Source organism: Paenibacillus sp. F024 (genome assembly GCF_057814255.1).
In genome coordinates this window covers 57087-74942 of the sequence record NZ_JBVASZ010000002.1, presented here as the reverse complement: position 1 = coordinate 74942, position 17856 = coordinate 57087, and the positions used below count along the sequence as shown (strand labels likewise).

At 52.3% G+C, this 17856-nt stretch carries 15 protein-coding genes and 1 other annotated feature (1 of these 16 cut by a window edge); of the genes, 2 read left to right on the top strand and 13 right to left on the bottom strand.

Annotated elements, in window-relative coordinates:
- Nucleotides 1-159: a binding site (T-box leader), on the bottom strand; it reaches 96 nt to the left of the window's first position.
- A 162-nt stretch (nucleotides 160-321) separates the two neighbouring features.
- The 3 genes from ACZYR9_RS04190 to ACZYR9_RS04180 form a co-directional block, all read right to left on the bottom strand.
- Nucleotides 322-1419, bottom strand: a complete 1098-nt coding sequence (locus tag ACZYR9_RS04190; protein WP_488977209.1) for a LysM peptidoglycan-binding domain-containing protein — start codon at nucleotides 1417-1419, stop codon at nucleotides 322-324.
- Nucleotides 1420-1522: 103 nt separating this feature from the next.
- Nucleotides 1523-2395 (bottom strand): RluA family pseudouridine synthase, encoded by an 873-nt coding sequence (locus tag ACZYR9_RS04185; RefSeq protein WP_488977208.1) that lies wholly within the window; start codon nucleotides 2393-2395, stop codon nucleotides 1523-1525.
- A gap of 1 nt (nucleotide 2396) precedes the next feature.
- A complete protein-coding gene (locus ACZYR9_RS04180) occupies nucleotides 2397-2558 on the bottom strand; it encodes a hypothetical protein (protein WP_488977207.1) in 162 nt (53 codons plus the stop codon).
- A 200-nt stretch (nucleotides 2559-2758) separates the two neighbouring features.
- Between ACZYR9_RS04180 and ACZYR9_RS04175 the strand changes: the two genes are divergently transcribed.
- On the top strand, nucleotides 2759-4270 hold the full coding sequence (locus ACZYR9_RS04175; protein WP_488977206.1) for a phosphodiester glycosidase family protein: 1512 nt from the start codon (nucleotides 2759-2761) through the stop codon (nucleotides 4268-4270).
- Nucleotides 4271-4419: 149 nt separating this feature from the next.
- Here the strand turns inward: ACZYR9_RS04175 and hemL are convergent, their stop codons facing one another.
- From hemL to hemE, 4 genes are all read right to left on the bottom strand, one after another.
- Complete coding sequence (gene hemL, locus ACZYR9_RS04170) at nucleotides 4420-5721, bottom strand: glutamate-1-semialdehyde 2,1-aminomutase (RefSeq protein WP_488977205.1); 1302 nt, start codon at nucleotides 5719-5721, stop codon at nucleotides 4420-4422.
- A gap of 154 nt (nucleotides 5722-5875) precedes the next feature.
- A complete protein-coding gene (gene hemG, locus ACZYR9_RS04165; RefSeq protein WP_488977204.1) occupies nucleotides 5876-7294 on the bottom strand; it encodes a protoporphyrinogen oxidase in 1419 nt (472 codons plus the stop codon).
- Between the two features lie 4 nt (nucleotides 7295-7298).
- Nucleotides 7299-8243, bottom strand: coding sequence for a ferrochelatase (gene hemH / locus ACZYR9_RS04160; RefSeq protein ID WP_488977203.1), 945 nt, complete (start codon nucleotides 8241-8243; stop codon nucleotides 7299-7301).
- Between the two features lies 1 nt (nucleotide 8244).
- Entirely contained in the window at nucleotides 8245-9318 is a 1074-nt protein-coding gene (gene hemE, locus ACZYR9_RS04155; RefSeq protein ID WP_488977202.1) for a uroporphyrinogen decarboxylase, read from the bottom strand.
- Between the two features lie 183 nt (nucleotides 9319-9501).
- On the opposite strand from hemE, the gene ACZYR9_RS04150 reads away from it, so the two are divergent.
- A complete protein-coding gene (locus tag ACZYR9_RS04150) occupies nucleotides 9502-11031 on the top strand; it encodes a glycine betaine uptake BCCT transporter (protein WP_488977201.1) in 1530 nt (509 codons plus the stop codon).
- A 71-nt stretch (nucleotides 11032-11102) separates the two neighbouring features.
- Here ACZYR9_RS04150 and hemB read toward each other — a convergent pair whose 3' ends face one another.
- The 6 genes from hemB to hemA all read right to left on the bottom strand — a co-directional run bounded on the left by hemB (nucleotide 11103) and on the right by hemA (nucleotide 17786).
- Entirely contained in the window at nucleotides 11103-12098 is a 996-nt protein-coding gene (gene hemB, locus ACZYR9_RS04145; protein ID WP_488977200.1) for a porphobilinogen synthase, read from the bottom strand.
- A gap of 31 nt (nucleotides 12099-12129) precedes the next feature.
- Nucleotides 12130-13671, bottom strand: a complete 1542-nt coding sequence (gene cobA, locus ACZYR9_RS04140; RefSeq protein WP_488977199.1) for a uroporphyrinogen-III C-methyltransferase — start codon at nucleotides 13669-13671, stop codon at nucleotides 12130-12132.
- 13 nt (nucleotides 13672-13684) lie between these two features.
- Entirely contained in the window at nucleotides 13685-14629 is a 945-nt protein-coding gene (gene hemC, locus ACZYR9_RS04135; RefSeq protein WP_488977398.1) for a hydroxymethylbilane synthase, read from the bottom strand.
- Nucleotides 14630-14765: 136 nt separating this feature from the next.
- A complete protein-coding gene (locus tag ACZYR9_RS04130) occupies nucleotides 14766-15530 on the bottom strand; it encodes a precorrin-2 dehydrogenase/sirohydrochlorin ferrochelatase family protein (protein WP_488977198.1) in 765 nt (254 codons plus the stop codon).
- A gap of 15 nt (nucleotides 15531-15545) precedes the next feature.
- Complete coding sequence (gene ccsA / locus ACZYR9_RS04125) at nucleotides 15546-16370, bottom strand: cytochrome c biogenesis protein CcsA (protein ID WP_488977197.1); 825 nt, start codon at nucleotides 16368-16370, stop codon at nucleotides 15546-15548.
- Between the two features lie 15 nt (nucleotides 16371-16385).
- On the bottom strand, nucleotides 16386-17786 hold the full coding sequence (gene hemA, locus ACZYR9_RS04120; RefSeq protein ID WP_488977397.1) for a glutamyl-tRNA reductase: 1401 nt from the start codon (nucleotides 17784-17786) through the stop codon (nucleotides 16386-16388).
- Nucleotides 17787-17856 lie beyond the last annotated feature (70 nt).

The following is a 17856-nucleotide window of genomic DNA, read 5'->3' as shown; positions in this document are numbered from 1 at the left end:
AAACAGGTAACGGCTGTAACCGGCCGAATCTAGGGTTCGCTTTCAATTCGGCAACTCCGGGGCGACTTCGACAGGTACGTCCTGCGGAACCTTCCAGCGTCTTGCCGGCTCCGCTCTCTGAAGGGTTCACTGTCTACTATTCCCTTTCAACGTTATTACTGCATCTATGCGTTCTATGATAAACAATCATCAGGTGAGAGTCAATACAAGAACCCGTTTTACCCTGCCTATTTTGAGACGGCTATAAGACTAGTATATCCAAAAAAATCCCCGATCAAGCCTGCTTAGCCTGTTCGGGGATTTTTTTACGCTCTTCCGACATCATTTCGGTATGTAGACAATTTGACCTTCCGTTAGTTCGCTTTCTCCAAGCCGGTTGTAGAGCGCGATTTCCCTCGGATTCAAATTATAGCGCTTGGCAATCGTTTCAAGTGTTTCTTCCTTTTGCACGATGCACATCCGGAGCTTCTTGAATTGCTGCTGTTCCCGATTGCTTTGAAGCAGCAGGTTTTTCCACTGCACCTTTTCAGATGACGACGGCTCCGGCTGCGAAGGCTGACCGTCCTCCTGCGGCCTCGATTCCGATTTTTTGGAACCGAAATTCATGAGTGACGCCAGTCCGAATGACTTGTATATCGGCTCTGCCGGGGCTTCGGCTGCTTCAGGCGCTTTTTTGCTGCCTAAAGCGACTTTCATATCTTTTTTTTCATCGGTTTCGGTTTCTGCTTCAACAGCCGGTTCTGCCTGCTTCACGACGTTCGGAGCTTCCGGCTTCTCTTCCTTCTTGACGGCCTCCGGCACTTTAGATACCGCCTCCGTCTTTTCTTCCTTCACCGGTTCAATGTATTCGGATCTCGGTTCGATCCGGATAGGCAGCTCTTCCCCCTCCCGCTGCACCTCTGAAGCCGGAGCTTGTTCTCTTTGAGGGATGGCCTCTGTTTCGGCATCAAGGACTGCCGGCGATGCTTCCTGTAATTCGGTACGCTGCTCCGATACCTCGTGCACAAACACGACCTCTTCTTCAGAATCCCTCCAAAGCTCGGATTCGGAGCTCGAAACAATCTCGATGCCTCCAAGCGATAGTACTCCCGTCACATTCATGCTGCGGGCAGACAGCAGATCCACGTCGAAATTTTCGATTTCAACAGCGATGTCCTCCATACGCTGTACACGATTCATCGGCAGAGTAATCTCGACCGGAATAAGATGCTGCAGCGTCTGGTCCGGCCGATCCTGCTCATCAACGTATGTCCCTGTCAATAATAAATTACCGCGAAGCACGGCTTGTTCTCCTTGATGAAGCACCTGAATGTGGGGAGTGAGCTCTACTCCTTCCAGCTCCTTGATGCCCAGCACGCCCTCGGCTAAATGCACACGCTCATAAATATCAAACCTAACCCCGTTATGCTGATTCGTCAATGTAATATCCTCCCTTCCATATTGCACCTTTCCATAAAAAAGAAAGTTCGTCAGCGCATTGGTCTTTACAATTTATATGGCTGCCGCGGGAGGAGCATGACTACTATTTTTTCAATTGCCCGTAAAGGGCGGCAAAGTCTTCGGGCCAAGGCGCGCGCACCTGCACAACTTCCCCCGTGAGCGGATCCGGAAACATCAGCTGCTCTCCGTGCAGCGCTTGTCTGGCCATTCCGGCCGCGTGTCCGCCGTAAAGGAGGTCTCCAAGCAGAGGCTGTCCCATATGACTCATATGAACGCGGATTTGGTGCGTTCTGCCTGTCTCCAGCCTTAACCGTACGAGTGAAGAATGTTCTAAGATTTCCAAGACCTCATATCGGGTCACTGCCGCATCCCCCGTTCGGGATACCCGCCTTCTTGTCGCATGATGCCGGTCCCGTCCGATCGGCGCGTCGATGATGCCGCCGCTTTCGGAAGGCTGCCCCTGGACCAGAGCCACATATATCCGCTCTATACGCTTGTGGCGCATCACTTCATCCAAACGGACTTGCGCCCATTCGTTCTTGGCCACCAGTACCGGTCCTGTCGTATCCTCATCCAACCGGTGAATATGACGCGGGCGGCAGCGCTGTCCTGTGGATGCCAGATGCCACCCCAATGCATGAAGCAGCGTACCGGTCTCCCCATCGCGCGTAGGATGTACCTTCATGCCTGCCGGCTTATTGGCTACAAGGCTAAAATCGTCCTCATAGAGCACTTCGATTTCCGCCCATTCCGGCACATATTGAAGCTCTTCCTCCGGAAACAAGCGGAGCATAATCCTGCGGCCTTTCCACTGAACATGGCTTGAGCGGATCAGCCTCTGAAGAAACCGGTCCCCGATCGTTTCAGCCAATGCATTGCGGATATCTTCTATTGAATGTACGTCCTGCCTGGTCGTCCATTCAAGCCATTCCCCTTTTCGGCGCCAAGTGTTCATCTCAGGAATCCCCCTTGGCTCTATCCGCAGCACGTTTTGTCCGCCGGCGGCTCCATTCGATTCTCGCCGCCGCCATGATGACCAAAAGAAGGACAATAAACAGCCCCATGACGAGGATCATTTCCAGCGTTATGCCAAAAAAACTGTATTTTTTTAAGAACACATAACTTCCCCCATCCGCAAACTTAACATCATTTTACCAAAGCACGGCTTTTTCTCAAAGCGGTTGCACTGCCAGGGTATCCTCCATCTTACTCTATCAAATCCCTGTTCATCATTTATAGAATATGATAGAATGTGAAAGATTACTATCATTTAACCAATGTTCATTTCGATAACTTCAGATATTAGGAGAGAATTCGATTGGTTACTGTCTTGCAAACTATCCGTGGCTGGGGCCGGCTGAAGAGAACGCTGTTTTGGGGCGCTCTGTTCGCCTTTTTGGTCTCCAGTTTTTTATTTTTGTCCAAGCCGGGAAGTGAAATCAGAGGATGGCTTGCTGAAACGGTCATTACCACGCAGCACCGGAGCTGGGCCTGGATTTTTGTCGGAGCCGAGGAACGGGATTTACTGGTACTGAAAATGCAGAACGCGATTGAAGACGCCGCCAGAGAAAAGCAGGATCTGGGGTTGGTGAGCATCGGAAAAAACCGATCGGCAGCCGATCTGATTAAAATTGAAGATATCTCGGGACCGTTATGGAAAGGCAAAAAAATGTACGTGTACGATCCCAAATCGATTCGCGTCATGACGCCCTCCAAATCGGGAGAAGGTGAACGTATCACCTCGATGGTCAGCCGTACCGGTGCCGTTGCCGGCGTCAATGGAGGGAGCTTCGATGATCCCGAGGGACTGGGCAACGGCTTTGCCGCCATCGGTGTCGTTATATCGGGCGGCGATATCATCTTTACCGATCAAGACGGCAGCATTCCTCAGCATATTGTCGGCTTTACCAAGGAAGGGAAGCTCGTCATAGGCAAATATAACATTTTTGAGCTGAGGGACATGGGAATTTCCGAAGCCGTTTCGTTCTATCCAAGGCTGATTGCCAACGGCAAGCCGCTCATTACCAGCGGGGACGGCGGGTGGGGCCGTGCCCCGCGGACCGCCGTCGGACAAAAAGCCGACGGAACCGTCATTTTCATCGTCATCGACGGACGACAGTCCAACAGCGTAGGAGCCACCTTGAAGGAAGTTCAAGATTTGCTGCTGAAGGAAGGGGCCGTCAACGCCGGAAATTTAGACGGGGGCGCTTCCTCCGAAATGGTGGTCGAAGGAGAGCTGATTACCCATCCGTCCAGCCGTTACGGCGAGCGCAGACTGCCGTCCGCATTTCTTGTGTATGACAATCCGTCATCTGCTGTCGCCAACCGTGTCTGGGACGGGATCGACAAAATCGATCCGGGAGGCTCCTATGACCATCCTGACTTTTTGCGGGAGCAAGCGGAAAAGAAAGCACGCCAGCAGCAAAGCCCAGCTCCTGCTCCGGTCAAACCCGCGGGCAGTGAAAAAGCGAAAAGCGCGCCGCAAGCAGCCCAGAATCAGCCTGCTGCAGGCGCGAAAGATCATGGCACCAACGCCAAAACCGGCTCCTCCGCCGGAACTGCCGAGGGCAAGCAGAGCAGTGCGGGAGGCTCACCGTCCTCTTCGACAGCTCCTTCCGCGAAGGAATCGAAGGATACTGGGAAATCGGCAGCCGTCAGCGTCCCTGCGGACAAGAACGCGCCACTGACGGCTGCCGACCCGGCTCCTTCGCCTGTTGTTGACGGAGGCTCCGATAAGACCTCCACAGGGCAATCCAATAAACCCGCTGAAACCAAACCCGAAACGGATTCCGCAGGAGCCGCGCCGGAGCCCGTTCCGATGCCAAAGTAAATTGAACCGACAGCCTCGATATTCGCTTCAAAGCTGTTGATAATCAAAGCCGCCCCGTCTTCTACTATTGAAGAAGACGGGGCGGCTTTATAAGTGTATTTATCGTTTTACACGCGATATCTGCCGTCATCCTCCGAACGGCTTGAGGATCACAAGCTCTTCAGCGCCTGATAATGCGCCTCAATCGTGGCATCAATATCCGCGTCGGTGTGAGCTGCGGAAACAAACATCCCTTCAAACTGCGATGGAGCGATACTGACACCGTTGTCGAGCAGCGCAGCGAAATAACGGTTAAACCGAGCCAAATCGGACTGCTTCGCCGTCTCATAATTGATCACTTTCGTGTCTGTGAAGAACGGGCAAACCATGGACCCAACACGGTTGATGGTAGACGAGATTCCCAGCTCTGAGGCGTTCTTAAGAAAGCCTTGCTCCAGCTTGGCGGACTTCCGTTCCAGCTCCTCATAAACGCCCGGCGCTCCCAGCAGCTTCAACGTCGTATAACCGGCCGCCATCGCGAGTGGATTTCCTGACAGCGTTCCCGCCTGGTAAATCGGTCCTGCCGGAGCCATATGCTCCATGATCTCCCGCTTTCCTCCATAGGCGCCTACCGGAAGTCCTCCACCGATGACCTTGCCCAGACACGTGAGATCCGGCGTAATGCCATAGAGCCCTTGAGCGCTGTGCAAGCCGACGCGAAAGCCGGTCATGACCTCATCGAAGATCAGCAAGCTTCCGTAGGCAGAGGTCGTTTGACGGAGACCTTCAAGAAAGCCCGGCTGAGGCGGAACCACACCCATGTTCCCGGCGATGGGCTCGACGATGACCGCTGCAATTTCTTCACCGAACTTTTCAAACGCAAGCTTTACGGACTCCAGATCATTATAAGGCACCGTAATGGTATTGACTGCTACAGATTCCGGCACACCGGGGCTGTCGGGAAGGCCGAGCGTAGCCACCCCCGAACCCGCTTTAATCAGCAGCGAATCCGCATGCCCGTGGTAACATCCTTCGAACTTGAGGATTTTGCTGCGGCCTGTATAGCCTCTCGCAAGCCGAAGCGCGCTCATCGTCGCCTCCGTACCGGAATTCACCATCCGTACAACCTCGATCGATGGAACCCTTTCCGCCACCAGCTTGGCCATATCCGTCTCCAGCTCTGTCGGCGCTCCAAAGCTTGTCCCAAGCTCCGCCGTACGTTTGACGGCCTCAACCACTTCCGGATGGGCGTGACCCATAATCAGCGGCCCCCAGGAGCCGATGTAATCAATAAATTCGTTTCCGTCCAAGTCATACACACGCGAACCGGCTCCCTTAACCATAAACAGCGGTGTAAGACCAACCGATTTGAAGGCGCGAACCGGACTGTTCACCCCACCGGGTATGTATTTTTTGGCTTCCGCGAAAGCTTCTGCAGAACGCAAGTCGGAACGTTTGCGCTTTTCGTTCATTTAGGCCCCACCTTTACTATAATTGTGCTTGAAACCAATTACAAAACTACGATTGCCGCATGATCTCACAGTCATTATACCATTAACAAGCCAGACCGACATACCTGTATTCCGATACACGTAAAGCCCGATCATCTCGGGCTTTATCTTTATCCTACTGAAGATATGCGGCCATTTGCTTTGCGGCTTCCTTTCCCTGACGGATACAATCCGGCAAACCTACGCCTTGGAACGCGGCTCCCGTCATCAGCACACCGGGCATCCGTTCGGACAACACTTTTCGAACGCCGCCGATAAGCTCAAGATGTCCGACAGGATATTGCGGCATAGAATGCATCAGCTTCGTCATTTCCGTAAATAGCGGCTCGGCTGTAATTCCCATCGTTTCCTTCAAGTCCTTGCGAACCGCCTGAAGAACTTCATCCGCCGACATATGAAGCCAGCGCTCGTCCCCGGAACGCCCGACATAGCAGCGCAGCAGTACTTTGCCGCTTGGAGCGGTATGCAGCCATTTCATGGAGGTCCAGGTACAAGCCGTAATAAACCGCCCTTCCCGTCTTGGCACGACAAATCCGGAACCGTCGAGCTCCCGCACCATATCCTTGGAATCAAACGCCAAGATGATATTAGCTACGGAGACATATTCGATCCGGTCCAGCTCCCGTACCTCGGGAACTTCGGAGCCGAGCACTTCGCTAATGCCGTATGCGGGAAGCGCCATAATGACGCCATCCGCGTCCTCCGTCTCGCCGCTTTCCCGAATGACGCGATAACCTGTCCCCGTCTTCTCAACCCTTGAAACCCCGCACTGCTTAAGAAAACGCACATCATCAAGCGCATCCAGCAGAGCATGGACCAGTGTCTCCAAACCATCCTTGTACGTCAGAAACGTCGTATTGCGCGCTGCTTCGGGCAGCGTCCGGCTTTCTTCACCGCCCGCTTTCCGATTTTGCAGCATGCCCAGGATCAGACTCCGGTGCTTCTGTTCAATCGCGTGAAATTGCGGGAAGGTTGCTCTTAAGCTCAAGTTGTACGTATCGCCCGCATAGATGCCGGCCAGCAAGGGCTCGGCGATTTGCGTAAGCACCTCCGTCCCCAACCGCCGCTCCAAAAAGTGTCCAAGCGACTCATCCTCCGCCGAAGTCCGTTTGGGCAAGGCCAAATCCAACGCGGCACGTGCCTTGCCGGACATCGACAAAAGCCCTGTCTTCATGAACGGAACCAGCTGGGTAGGAATGCCCAGCATGAGACCGGCAGGCATCCGGTGAAGCTTCCCGCCCGATAGGATGTATGTTTTCTTCGCGTTCGGATTCGTGCCGGTCAGCCGGTCCTCCAGACCAAGCTCCCGCGTTAAATCGATGATGGGCTGCTTTCGCGCCAAGAACGAATCCGGACCCTTTTCAATAATGAAGCCGTCCCGCTTTAACGTTCGAATTTTCCCCCCGAACGTCTCGCCTCTTTCCATCACCGTAATCCGCAAAGGAATGCTCGTACTTTTTTTCAAATAATAAGCGGCGGTAAGCCCAGTGATGCCCCCGCCTATAATAACGACGTGTCTGGCGCTGCCGTCCATACCCTCAGTTCCTCTCCAACTGCCCGTAAACGACGTCGCTTAACGCTTCCATGTACAACGGATCGGTATTCAAGGAGCGGGTGCGCTCCAGATGCAGTCCGAGCTCGCGAGCGGTTTGCTGCGCTTCGATATCGAGATCGTACAAAATTTCGAGATGATCGGATACAAAACCGATCGGACAGATCAGCACATTTTCCACCTGCTTCTCCTGCTTGATGGTTCGAAGCACGTCCAGAACATCGGGACCAAGCCAGGGCTCTCCGGTCTGTCCAGCGCTTTGCCATCCGAACTGCCAATTCGTCAAGCCCGTTTGAGCAGCGATCGCCTTGGAGGTTTCCAGCAGCTGTTCCGGGTACGGATCCTTCATTTCGAGAATTTTTTCCGGCAGGCTGTGAGCGCTAAAAATGACCTTAACCCGGTCCTTCTCCACACCCTCAAACCGGTTCAAGCCTTCCTCCACACGCTCCGCCAATGCATCGATCAGCTTGGGATGCAGATGGTAGCTGCGAACGAACCGGATGCTTAAACCAAGCTCATCCGCCTTCGCCTTCGCCCGTTTGATATAACCGCCTACACTCATCGCGGAATAATGCGGAGCCAGCACGACGCCAACCGCTTCCGTAAGTCCGTCTTGAACCATTTGCTCGACGCCGTCCTCAATAAAAGGAGCCGCATGCTTTAAGCCTTGATAGCATATAAACGTCGTTCCGGGATATTTCTCGTTCAGCCGGTCCTCCAGAGCTTTCACTTGCTTATCGGTGTTCTCCCTAAGCGGAAAAACGCCTCCCACAATCGCTTCATATCGGTCCTTCAAATCCTGCAGCTGCTCCGGCGTCGGAGGATGCCCTCTGCGGATATGCGTGTAATAGGCTTCAATGTCATCGATGCTTTCGGGTGTTCCGTAAGACATGACCAGAACACCAATCCGTTTGATTTCCGTCTCGCTCATGCTATACACCGCTTTCTTGTTTAAAAGATCCCTGCGCTTTCAGCGCCTGGCGGGAATACGTATGGATAAAGTCCGTAAGCTCCTTCAGCTTCTCTAAAGAGGCCTCCGGGAACAAACCGTGTCCAAGATTAAATACATATCCCGGCTCTTGAATCCCCTCGTCAATAATGGCCTTGGCTTGCTCTTCAATGACGGACATGGGAGCCGTGAGCACGTAAGGGTCCAAATTGCCCTGTACCGCAAACCGGCTGCCTACCCGCTGTCGGCCTTCTGTAATCGGAACGCGCCAATCAAGTCCGATAACGTCAGCCTGAATGTCGCGTAAATAAGGCAGAAGCTCTCCGGAGCTGACGCCCGGGAAATATATTTTCGGCTGCTCATAAGACTCCAGCTCGGCAAAAATACGACGAATCGTCGGAAGCACATACGTCTGAAAATCGGCCGGGGACAATGCACCCACCCAGCTGTCGAATAATTGGACCGCCTTGGCGCCGGATGCGATATGCGCCTTTAAATAGGCTATAACCATATCTCCCAATTTGTCCATCAGCTCGAACCAAACCTTCGGTTCGCCGTACATCAGCCCTTTGGTGCGGATGTAGCTCTTGGAAGGCTTGCCTTCGATCAAATAGCTGGCAATGGTAAATGGCGCGCCGGCAAACGTAATAAGCGGAACCTGCAGCTCGCCGGCCAAAATTTCAATCGTCTTGAGGACATGAGATAAATCTTTCTCCACTTCAATTGGCTTCAGCTTCTGCACATCCGCAGCCGTGCGAATCGGGTTATGGATCACCGGACCGATATTTTTGATAATATCAAAATCGATGCCGATCGAAGCGACGGGATTCATGATATCCGAATACAAAATCGCCGCATCGACGCCAAGCTTTTTCACCGGCATCATCGTCACTTCCGCCGCCAGCTCCGGCTGTAAACAGATTTCGAGAAGGCTGTATTTTTCCTTGATTTTGCGGTAATCCGGGTCATATCTTCCCGCCTGGCGCATATACCACACCGGCAGCGTGTCTACAGCCTGTTTTTTGCAAGCCCGAATAAACAAATCGTTATAGCTCATCTAGGTTTCCTCTTTTCCGCATACTCCCATAATATACTTTCCATTATGCCCTATTTGGAAGCATGTAACAACGTGTGTCATCCGCCGCTTTCCGACAAAAGTATGACAGAGCACACAGCGGTACATGCTTGATCCGTTTCCAGGGAAAAATATCCCGGACATTCTAAAAACGGAGGCTGGATTATGGTTTTCGCTATTTCTTGTATCATTATTTTGGCATTTGTAGCTTGGGGCGTCGTTTCGCCCGAAGGGCTCTCTTCCTCGGCAGGAAGCCTGCTTGAGTTTACAACGCAAACCTTCGGATGGCTGTATCTGCTGGTCACCTTCGGATTTTTGCTGTTTGTCGTCTACCTGGGCTTCAGTAAATACGGAAAAATCCGTTTGGGAGACGATGAGGACGAGCCGAGTTTTTCAGACCTGAGCTGGTTTGCCATGCTGTTCAGCGCAGGTATGGGGATCGGACTGGTGTTCTGGGGGGTAGCGGAACCGGTATCCCACTTTATGAAGCCGCCGCTCGGCGCTCAGGGGTATACACCGGAATCGGCTCGGTTGGCCATGCGCTACGCCTTTTTTCATTGGGGGTTGCATCCGTGGGCCATTTATACCGTCATTGGCGTGACGCTGGCCTATTTTCAATTTCGGAAAAAGCAAAGCGGCTTGATCAGTCAGACCTTCACACCCTTATTGGGAGATCAGGCCAACGGACCGATCGGCAAAGCCATCGATATTCTCTCGATTATCGCCACCGCCTTCGGAGTAGCCACTTCATTAGGACTCGGAGCTTTGCAGATTAATGGGGGACTGGCCTTTCTGTGGGGAGTTCGGAACGATCCCGGTATTCAAATCGCTATTATCGCTTGCTTGACCGTTTTGTATCTGCTTTCTTCCTTATCCGGTTTGAATCGCGGAATCAAGTGGCTCAGCAATACGAATTTGCTCATTGCCTTAAGTCTTTTGGTCTTTACTTGGCTGACGGGCCCCACACCGTTTATTCTCGATACCTTTACCACCACATTGGGAGATTATTTGCAAAATTTAATTCAAATGAGCCTGCGGCTGACACCCTTTAGCGGCGGTACCTGGATCAGCAACTGGACTTTGTTCTATTGGGCATGGTGGATCGCTTGGGCACCGTTCGTAGGTACCTTTATTGCGAGAGTGTCCCGGGGGCGGACCATCAAGGAATTCGTATTTGGAGTTTTGCTGATCCCCAGTCTCTTCAGCTTCTTATGGTTTTCAGTCTTCGGCAGTATCGCGCTCCATTTTCAGTTATTTGAGGGATTTCCTATTGCCGAAAGTGTGGATCGCGATGTGACCTCCGCATTATTCGCTACCCTCCAACATCTGCCTTTCGGCACCCTGTTAGCCGGTTTGGCTACTCTGCTGATCGTCACCTTCTTCATCACCTCGGCGGACTCAGCTACCTTTGTGCTCGGTATGCTTTCTTCCAAAGGAAGCCCTACGCCCTCAAACCGGATGAAATTGTCCTGGGGGCTTCTGCAGGCTGCCATTGCGATTGTTCTTCTGATCAGCCAAGGCCTCAATGCTTTGCAGACCGCTTCCATTGTCAGTGCTTTGCCCTTTTCGGTCATTATGATCCTGATGTGCTTCTCGCTGCAAAAATCTTTAAAAAAAGAAGCCTGGCTCGCCCGTAGAAAAGAAAAGGAAATGCGCAAAGCTCTTGAGACATTGCTTCGTGAGCATAACCGCTAAACGGCCAGACGATGAAAAAACGTTTGTCCCCTCAGCTAAGCCGGGGGACAAACGTAGGAGTCCGTTTCGGTTTATTCTTCTTTCAACCAACGGGCGATGTCCTTCGCGAAATAAGTAATGATCATATCCGCTCCGGCCCGCTTAAAGCCTACCATCGTTTCCATCACGATGGCCTTCTCATCGATCCAGCCTTGTGCGGAAGCGGCTTTTACCATGGAATACTCCGCACTGACGTTGTATGCGACAATCGGAAGCTCATAGCGGTCGCGCAGCATCCGGATCATATCCATATAGGCAAGCGCCGGCTTTACCATGAGAAAATCGGCTCCCTCCGCAACATCGGCATCCGCTTCACGCAGCGCCTCGCGGGAATTCGCAGGATCCATCTGGTACGTCTTCCGGTCGCCAAACTGCGGAGCCGAATGGGCCGCATCACGGAACGGTCCGTAGAACGAAGAAGAGTATTTGACGGAATAAGACATGACAGGCACGTGCTCAAATCCGGCTTCATCCAGTCCTTGACGGATCGCATAAACGAAACCGTCCATCATATTTGACGGTGCAATGATATCGGCACCGGCTTCGGCTTGAGATACGGCCGTTTTGACGAGCAGCTCCAGCGTAGGGTCGTTCAATACCTCGGCACGCCCTTTGGTTTCATCAAAATGAACGATACCGCAATGCCCATGGTCGGTAAATTGGCACAGGCAGGTATCCGCAATGACCAACAGCTGCGGGTTCCATTCTTTAATCCGGCGGGTGGCCTGCTGAACGATACCGTTCACGTCATAAGCCGAGCTTCCGTGAGCGTCTTTATGCTCAGGAACGCCAAACAGAAGAATGGCTTGAATGCCTAGAGCCGTCAATTCCCGAATTTCTTCTTCCAACCGGTCCAACGACAAATGGTACACACCCGGCATCGAACCGATTTCTTCCTTAATTCCGGAGCCATGTGTTACAAATATCGGATAAATCAAATCATACGTGGATACAGCATGCTCTCTCACCAGATTACGCATGGCGTGAGACGTACGCAGTCTGCGATTTCGAACGAGCGGGAAACTCATAAGATCTCCTCCTAGCTGCAGTTAATCGGCTTTATTCATCGTTATTTTGTTGATACAAGCTGGATACAAGTGATGAAACCGTCGCTTCTTCGGCTATATAGTTTACATTCAGTCCCGCCTCCTTGGCGGTATTGGCGGTCAACGGGCCGATACAAGCAATCTCGCACCCGCGAAGCAGTTCAAGCGGCTCCTGCTCGCCAAGCTCCTTTAATGCGCGAAGCAAATTCGTTACGGTAGACGAGCTTGTAAACGTGACAATATGAATTTTACTCTGCTTCAGCAGCTCGATAATTTCTTCTCCGCCGCCGGTATCCAGCACCGTCTCATACATATCGATTTTGGTTACGTGCAGTCCGAGTTCTTTTAGCTTATCAGGCAAAGCATCGCGAGCAATATCCGCTGTAGGGAGAAGCACACGCTGACCCGCCTGCAGGCTTTCAGCCAAAACCTCAGGAAGCGCATCCCCTTGATATCGTGATGGGATGGTTTCAATCAGAAGGCCCCGGTCCTCCAAGGCCTCCGCTGTTTTCGGGCCGACGGCAGCAATACGCGCCTTCGCAAGAGAGCGAATATCCTTACGCAGCTCCCGCATTCTTTGAAAGAAAAACTCCACGCCGTTTACACTTGTAAACATAATCCAGTCAAACTGTTCCAGGGAGCTAATGGCGTCATCTCTCAACGCTTGCGCATCGGGATCAGCGGTCTGCTGCGTACGAATCACAGGAAACTCTACCGCTTCTCCACCCAGCTCGTCAATCTGGCTGACCAAGTCACTGGCTTGACTGCGTGCACGTGTAACCAGGATCCGCCGCCCGAAAAGCGGCTTCTTCTCTAACCAGCAGAGCTTGTCTCTTAACTTTACGACTTCGCCAACGATGGTCACTGCAGGCGATTGAAAATTGGCGGCTTTCACCTTTGCCACGATATCCATCAAGGTTCCCGTTAGGGTTTCCTGCTCCATCCAGGTTCCCCAACGAATGAGTGCTACCGGGGTCTCCGGAGATTTGCCGCCCAGAATCAGCTGATTGCAGATTTGCTCCAAATTCGCCACACCCATCAAAAAAATCAGTGTGCCGGAGGCTTGCGATAAGTTCTCCCAATTCACGCTGGAGTAGGTTTTATTTTTATATTCATGCCCCGTAACAATGGAGAAGGAAGAGGTAAAGTCCCGATGCGTTACCGGAATTCCTGCGTAAGCCGGTACGGCAATGGCGGAGGTAATGCCGGGAACAATTTCAAACGTGATCCCGTTTTCCGCAAGCAGCTCCGCTTCCTCTCCCACTCGTCCGAACACGCTGGGATCTCCGCCCTTGAGCCGGGTTACCGTCTTCCCTTGAAGCGCAAGATCAACCAGCAGCTGGTTGATCTCCTCCTGCTTCATCATATGCTTGTCTGGCAGCTTCCCCACAAATATTTTCTCCGCGCCGGCCTTCATATGCTTCAGGAGACGCGGGCTGGCCAATCTGTCGTATACAACCACATCGGCCCGCTGTATGGCCTCTAAGCCTCTTAACGTTATCAGCTTCGGATCCCCTGGTCCGGCACCGACAAGATAAACGACACCCTTATTCACAAGCGTTTCTCCCCTATTCCCCGGCTATGGACAGCAGCTCTGCGGCTCCTCTGGCGATTAATGCCTCGGCTAAAGCTAACCCCAGCTTCTCCGGATCCGTTCCGGTCATCGTTTCTTTTAACATCTGTTTGCCGTCCGGCGATCCGACCATACCGGTCAGCGTGATTTCCGATTTTCCTTCGGCATGGTCTCCGCCCAGCCGGGCGTATGCGCCGATCGGAACCTGGCAGCCGCCATTCAAACGTCCCAGAAAGCTTCGTTCCGCAGCTACGGCAATCGCCGTAGGCTCATGGCGGTACTTGGTCAGCAGATTCAGCACGAACTGGTTGTCGCTGCGGCACTCGATACACAGCGCTCCTTGCCCTACAGCCGGCAGACACAGCTCGGGAGGCAAGTAAACGCTGATGCGATCCTCCCAGCCAACCCGGCGCAAGCCGGCGGCCGCCAGAACGATGGCATCAAAGCCTTCCGTCTCCAGCTTGCGCAGCCTTGAATCGATGTTGCCTCTAACCGGTTCGATTTGGAGATCCGGCCGATAGTTCTGCAGTTGGCTTGCGCGCCGCAAGCTGCTTGTTCCGACCTTTGCGCCCTCGGGAAGGTCGTCCAACCCCCGTCCTCCGAGGGTAATCAATCCGTCTCTTGGATCTTCACGTTCAGGGATAGCGCCAATGACCAATCCCTCCGGAAGCTCAAAAGGCATGTCCTTCATACTATGTACCGCCAGATCGATTTCACCGTCAAGCAGCGCCTGCTCGATTTCTTTAACGAATAACCCCTTACCCCCAACCTTGGATAACGTTACATCGAGAATCCGATCACCTTTGGTCACTATTTTTTTCAATTCGAACTCCACATCGATGCCGTTCTTCTGACATAATTGCTTAAGCTGCTCGATGACTTGTCCGGTTTGCGTCAAAGCAAGCGCACTCTGTCTGGTACCTACAACGATTTTTCGCATGCGTTCGGTCAACCCCTTGTCCATTCCGTCAGCCTCTATAGCTGATGACTTAATGTAAATGAAGAAAAGCTTCTGATCGAAGCCTTTTCGTTAAATCATGGTTCGCTGTATGCAATTCGCAATGTTTGTTCACTTTTCATTCATGCCCATCCCAAGAGCCTTGTAGACGCCGCAGCCAGTCTCCGATGCTGCGAATCCCATCGGCCGTCGGATTTTCAGCCAAGCGCCCCAGAAGTTCCGACCTGATACGTTCGTCAGGCAGCTGCCCTGACTTGAACAAGGGAAGGAGCTCCCATGCAAGCATGGCCCTAAACAGTTTTTGTCGTACAGACGTATCCGAAACGATAGCTTGGACTGTCATCCTAAGCTCATGCATCAATTCAAGATACGGCGAGTACTCTTCGCCAAACATATCCTCGAGCCGGCGCCGCACCTCAGCAGCCAGTGCAGGGCTAGCACCGGCCGTCGATACCGCCACCGTCAATCGGCCGCGCCTCAATGTCGCAGGAACAATAAACCCGCCGGCCTCCGCATCGTCTGCCGAGTTTGCAAGCTTGCCGAGCGCATCCGCTTCGGCGCATACCTGCGCATTCACCTCGGCATCACCGGTAGCTGCGAACACGAGCCGCGCTTCCGCCAACAGGGGAAGACCGGGCGTATATGCCTCGCGGCGCGTCCGTATTAGCCCTTTCTCCGCCCAAGCTTTCAATTGCGGCGTAAGCTGCGGGCTGATCACAGTTACGATCGCGCCGGCATCCAAAAGGGTACGTGTTTTACGTTCGGCCACCCCTCCGCCGCCGACAATTAGACACGGCCTGCCTTCGAGATCAAGAAGCACCGGATACCATATTTTGACGCCATTTTTCGAGTCCGTCACAAGCCCTTCCGAATCTGCCGTCATCCGCAACGACTCCCCTTAGGACCACTGGTGAAAGCCGGAATAGTAATTCGCCAGCAAAAAATTAAGCAGGGTGATCCCGAACGCCGCCAAATTCCACAGCGCAAGACGGTTGCCCGGTGCTCTCAACAGCATCCGTTGAAATAAATAAAAAATATAAGCCAATAGGACAAACCATGAGTTCACAACTTTAGAGTCAAAGAAGAGTGTGAGGTCACCCTCCAGCGCAATCCATACAATCCCGAGGGAGATGCTCAGCAGCAGCAGCGGAGCGCCAATGACCGCAGCAACAAATGCATAGTGATCCGTCTTTTCCAAGCTCGGCAGCCGCAGCATCTGTTGGGACCACTTCTTTTCCTTCAATTTGCGATGCAAAAACAGATACATGCCGGAAAACACCGCTGAGACGACAAAGGCCGCATAGCCTCCCACCGCCAGAGTAATATGAATGAACAAAAGCTCGTCATTAATATTCCAATGGGAAAGTGTAGGAGAAATCCCGGGCTTACTGAAAAAGTTGGCCGCCAGCACGGCAAATCCTAATACATTAACTAAAAAAACAAACAGCTCGATCCGAAAAAAACGGTTGATGATGATAGACACGGTAACAAGCAGCCAAGAAAATATAAACAAGGTTTCGAACATCGAAAAGGTTGATAAATTTCTATGTTCTATCAGACTGTAAATCAAGTATGCGGTTTGTAACACCCATACAAAAGAAAGCAACCCTGTTCCCATCCGTTTCGCACTTCGGTTCGAACCGACAAAGTCCGAGAAGTAAAACAGGAGGCTCAGGGCATAAATATAAATAATCGCATCATACAACCAAGTTTGCGTCACCATGGCCTCCCTTTCCGGTCAGGCTTTGGCCAAAGCGTCAACAGGCGTCGCGGTTGCCCTTACCTTGGAAAGAAGCTCTTCTTTCATCCGCTCCTGCGCAGCATCCGCTTCCTGCTGCTGCGCCGCCTGCTCCATCCGCTTTTGCTCGGCCAATTGCTCTTCCAAGGCAAAAATTTTCGTGAACATTTCGAGCGCATCATCCCCATGACGCTCGGCCGCCATTTCTTTAATGCGGACAATGGGATCGCGCAGCATTTGATTGACAATGCTTTTGGTTAATTTGCGAATCACCTTCAATTCGCGTTCATCCAATTCGGGAAGCTTCTTCATCAAGCTGTCCATCGTTTCTTCATGAATGGAGGCCGCTTTGGTTTGCAGCGCCTGAATGACAGGGCTGACACCCAGCGTCTTTGTCCACTGCCCAAAAGCTGCGATCTCCGCGCCAATCATCTCTTCAATCTGTACCGCCGCTTTACGCCGTTCTTCCAAATGGGAGTTGACGATAGATTGAAGATTGTCAATATCATACAGGAATACATTCGGCATCTCGCCCAAACGCGGATCCAGGTCACGCGGAACGGCGATGTCGATCATAAACAAAGGTCTCGAACGGCGGCGCTGTAAGATGGGAGACACCTGTTCCGCAGTTAATACATAACCGGACGCCCCTGTAGAACTGATGACAATATCGGCCTCTTCGAGATGAGTCATCAAATGGTCCATCGTGCTTGCGATTCCGCTAAATTTATCTGCCAGCTCCCGCGCCCGGCTTAGCGTCCGGTTCACGACAATGACTTTGTCGGCCCCGTTCGCGTACAGATGCTTGACTGTAAGCTCACTCATCTTCCCGGCGCCGATAATAAGCACTTTCTTGCGCTCGTAGCTCCCGAAGATGCGTTTGCCGAGCTCCACTGCAGCATAGCTGACCGATACCGGATTTTCTCCGATTCCCGTATCGGTATGCGCACGTTTAGCCATCGTGACCGCCTGCTTGAACAGCGTATTAAAGAATACGCCTGTTGCCTTTTCCTGTTGTGACAGAAGGAAGGCATCACGAACCTGCCCTAAAATTTGCGTTTCACCGATGACCATGGAATCCAGTCCGCTCGTCACCCGGAACAAATGCTCTATGGCTTGTTCATTCTCAAGAATATAAAGATGCTTATTAAACTGCTCCTTGGGCACATCAAACCATTTTTCAATAAACCCACGCAAAAAATTTCCGCACAAGTGTTGGCTGTCAACCACAACGTATAGCTCAGTCCGGTTGCAGGTGGCCACGATGACGCATTCCATCACGCTCTTGATGCCTTTGAGCTCTTTTAACGCCAGCGGCAAATCCTTTTCTGCAAATGCAAACTTCTCTCTGATCGATACCGGCGCTGTACGATAATTTAAACCCGCTACGACGATATGCATCTCGTTCACCTGCCTCCTCCTCTTAAATTGTAATTATTATAACATAGTTGTCCGTGTTTCTTCGACATAA

Bases quoted from the DNA above. Each gene is read 5' to 3' on its own strand.
- ACZYR9_RS04185 (WP_488977208.1), bottom strand. From the start codon at position 2,395: ATGAACACTTGGCGCCGAAAAGGGGAATGGCTTGAATGGACGACCAGG.
- hemL (WP_488977205.1), bottom strand. From the start codon at position 5,721: ATGAACGAAAAGCGCAAACGTTCCGACTTGCGTTCTGCAGAAGCTTTC.
- hemG (WP_488977204.1), bottom strand. From the start codon at position 7,294: ATGGACGGCAGCGCCAGACACGTCGTTATTATAGGCGGGGGCATCACT.
- hemH (WP_488977203.1), bottom strand. From the start codon at position 8,243: ATGAGCGAGACGGAAATCAAACGGATTGGTGTTCTGGTCATGTCTTAC.
- hemE (WP_488977202.1), bottom strand. From the start codon at position 9,318: ATGAGCTATAACGATTTGTTTATTCGGGCTTGCAAAAAACAGGCTGTA.
- ACZYR9_RS04150 (WP_488977201.1), top strand. From the start codon at position 9,502: ATGGTTTTCGCTATTTCTTGTATCATTATTTTGGCATTTGTAGCTTGG.
- hemB (WP_488977200.1), bottom strand. From the start codon at position 12,098: ATGAGTTTCCCGCTCGTTCGAAATCGCAGACTGCGTACGTCTCACGCC.
- hemC (WP_488977398.1), bottom strand. From the start codon at position 14,629: ATGCGAAAAATCGTTGTAGGTACCAGACAGAGTGCGCTTGCTTTGACG.
- ACZYR9_RS04130 (WP_488977198.1), bottom strand. From the start codon at position 15,530: ATGACGGCAGATTCGGAAGGGCTTGTGACGGACTCGAAAAATGGCGTC.
- ccsA (WP_488977197.1), bottom strand. From the start codon at position 16,370: ATGGTGACGCAAACTTGGTTGTATGATGCGATTATTTATATTTATGCC.
- hemA (WP_488977397.1), bottom strand. From the start codon at position 17,786: ATGCATATCGTCGTAGCGGGTTTAAATTATCGTACAGCGCCGGTATCG.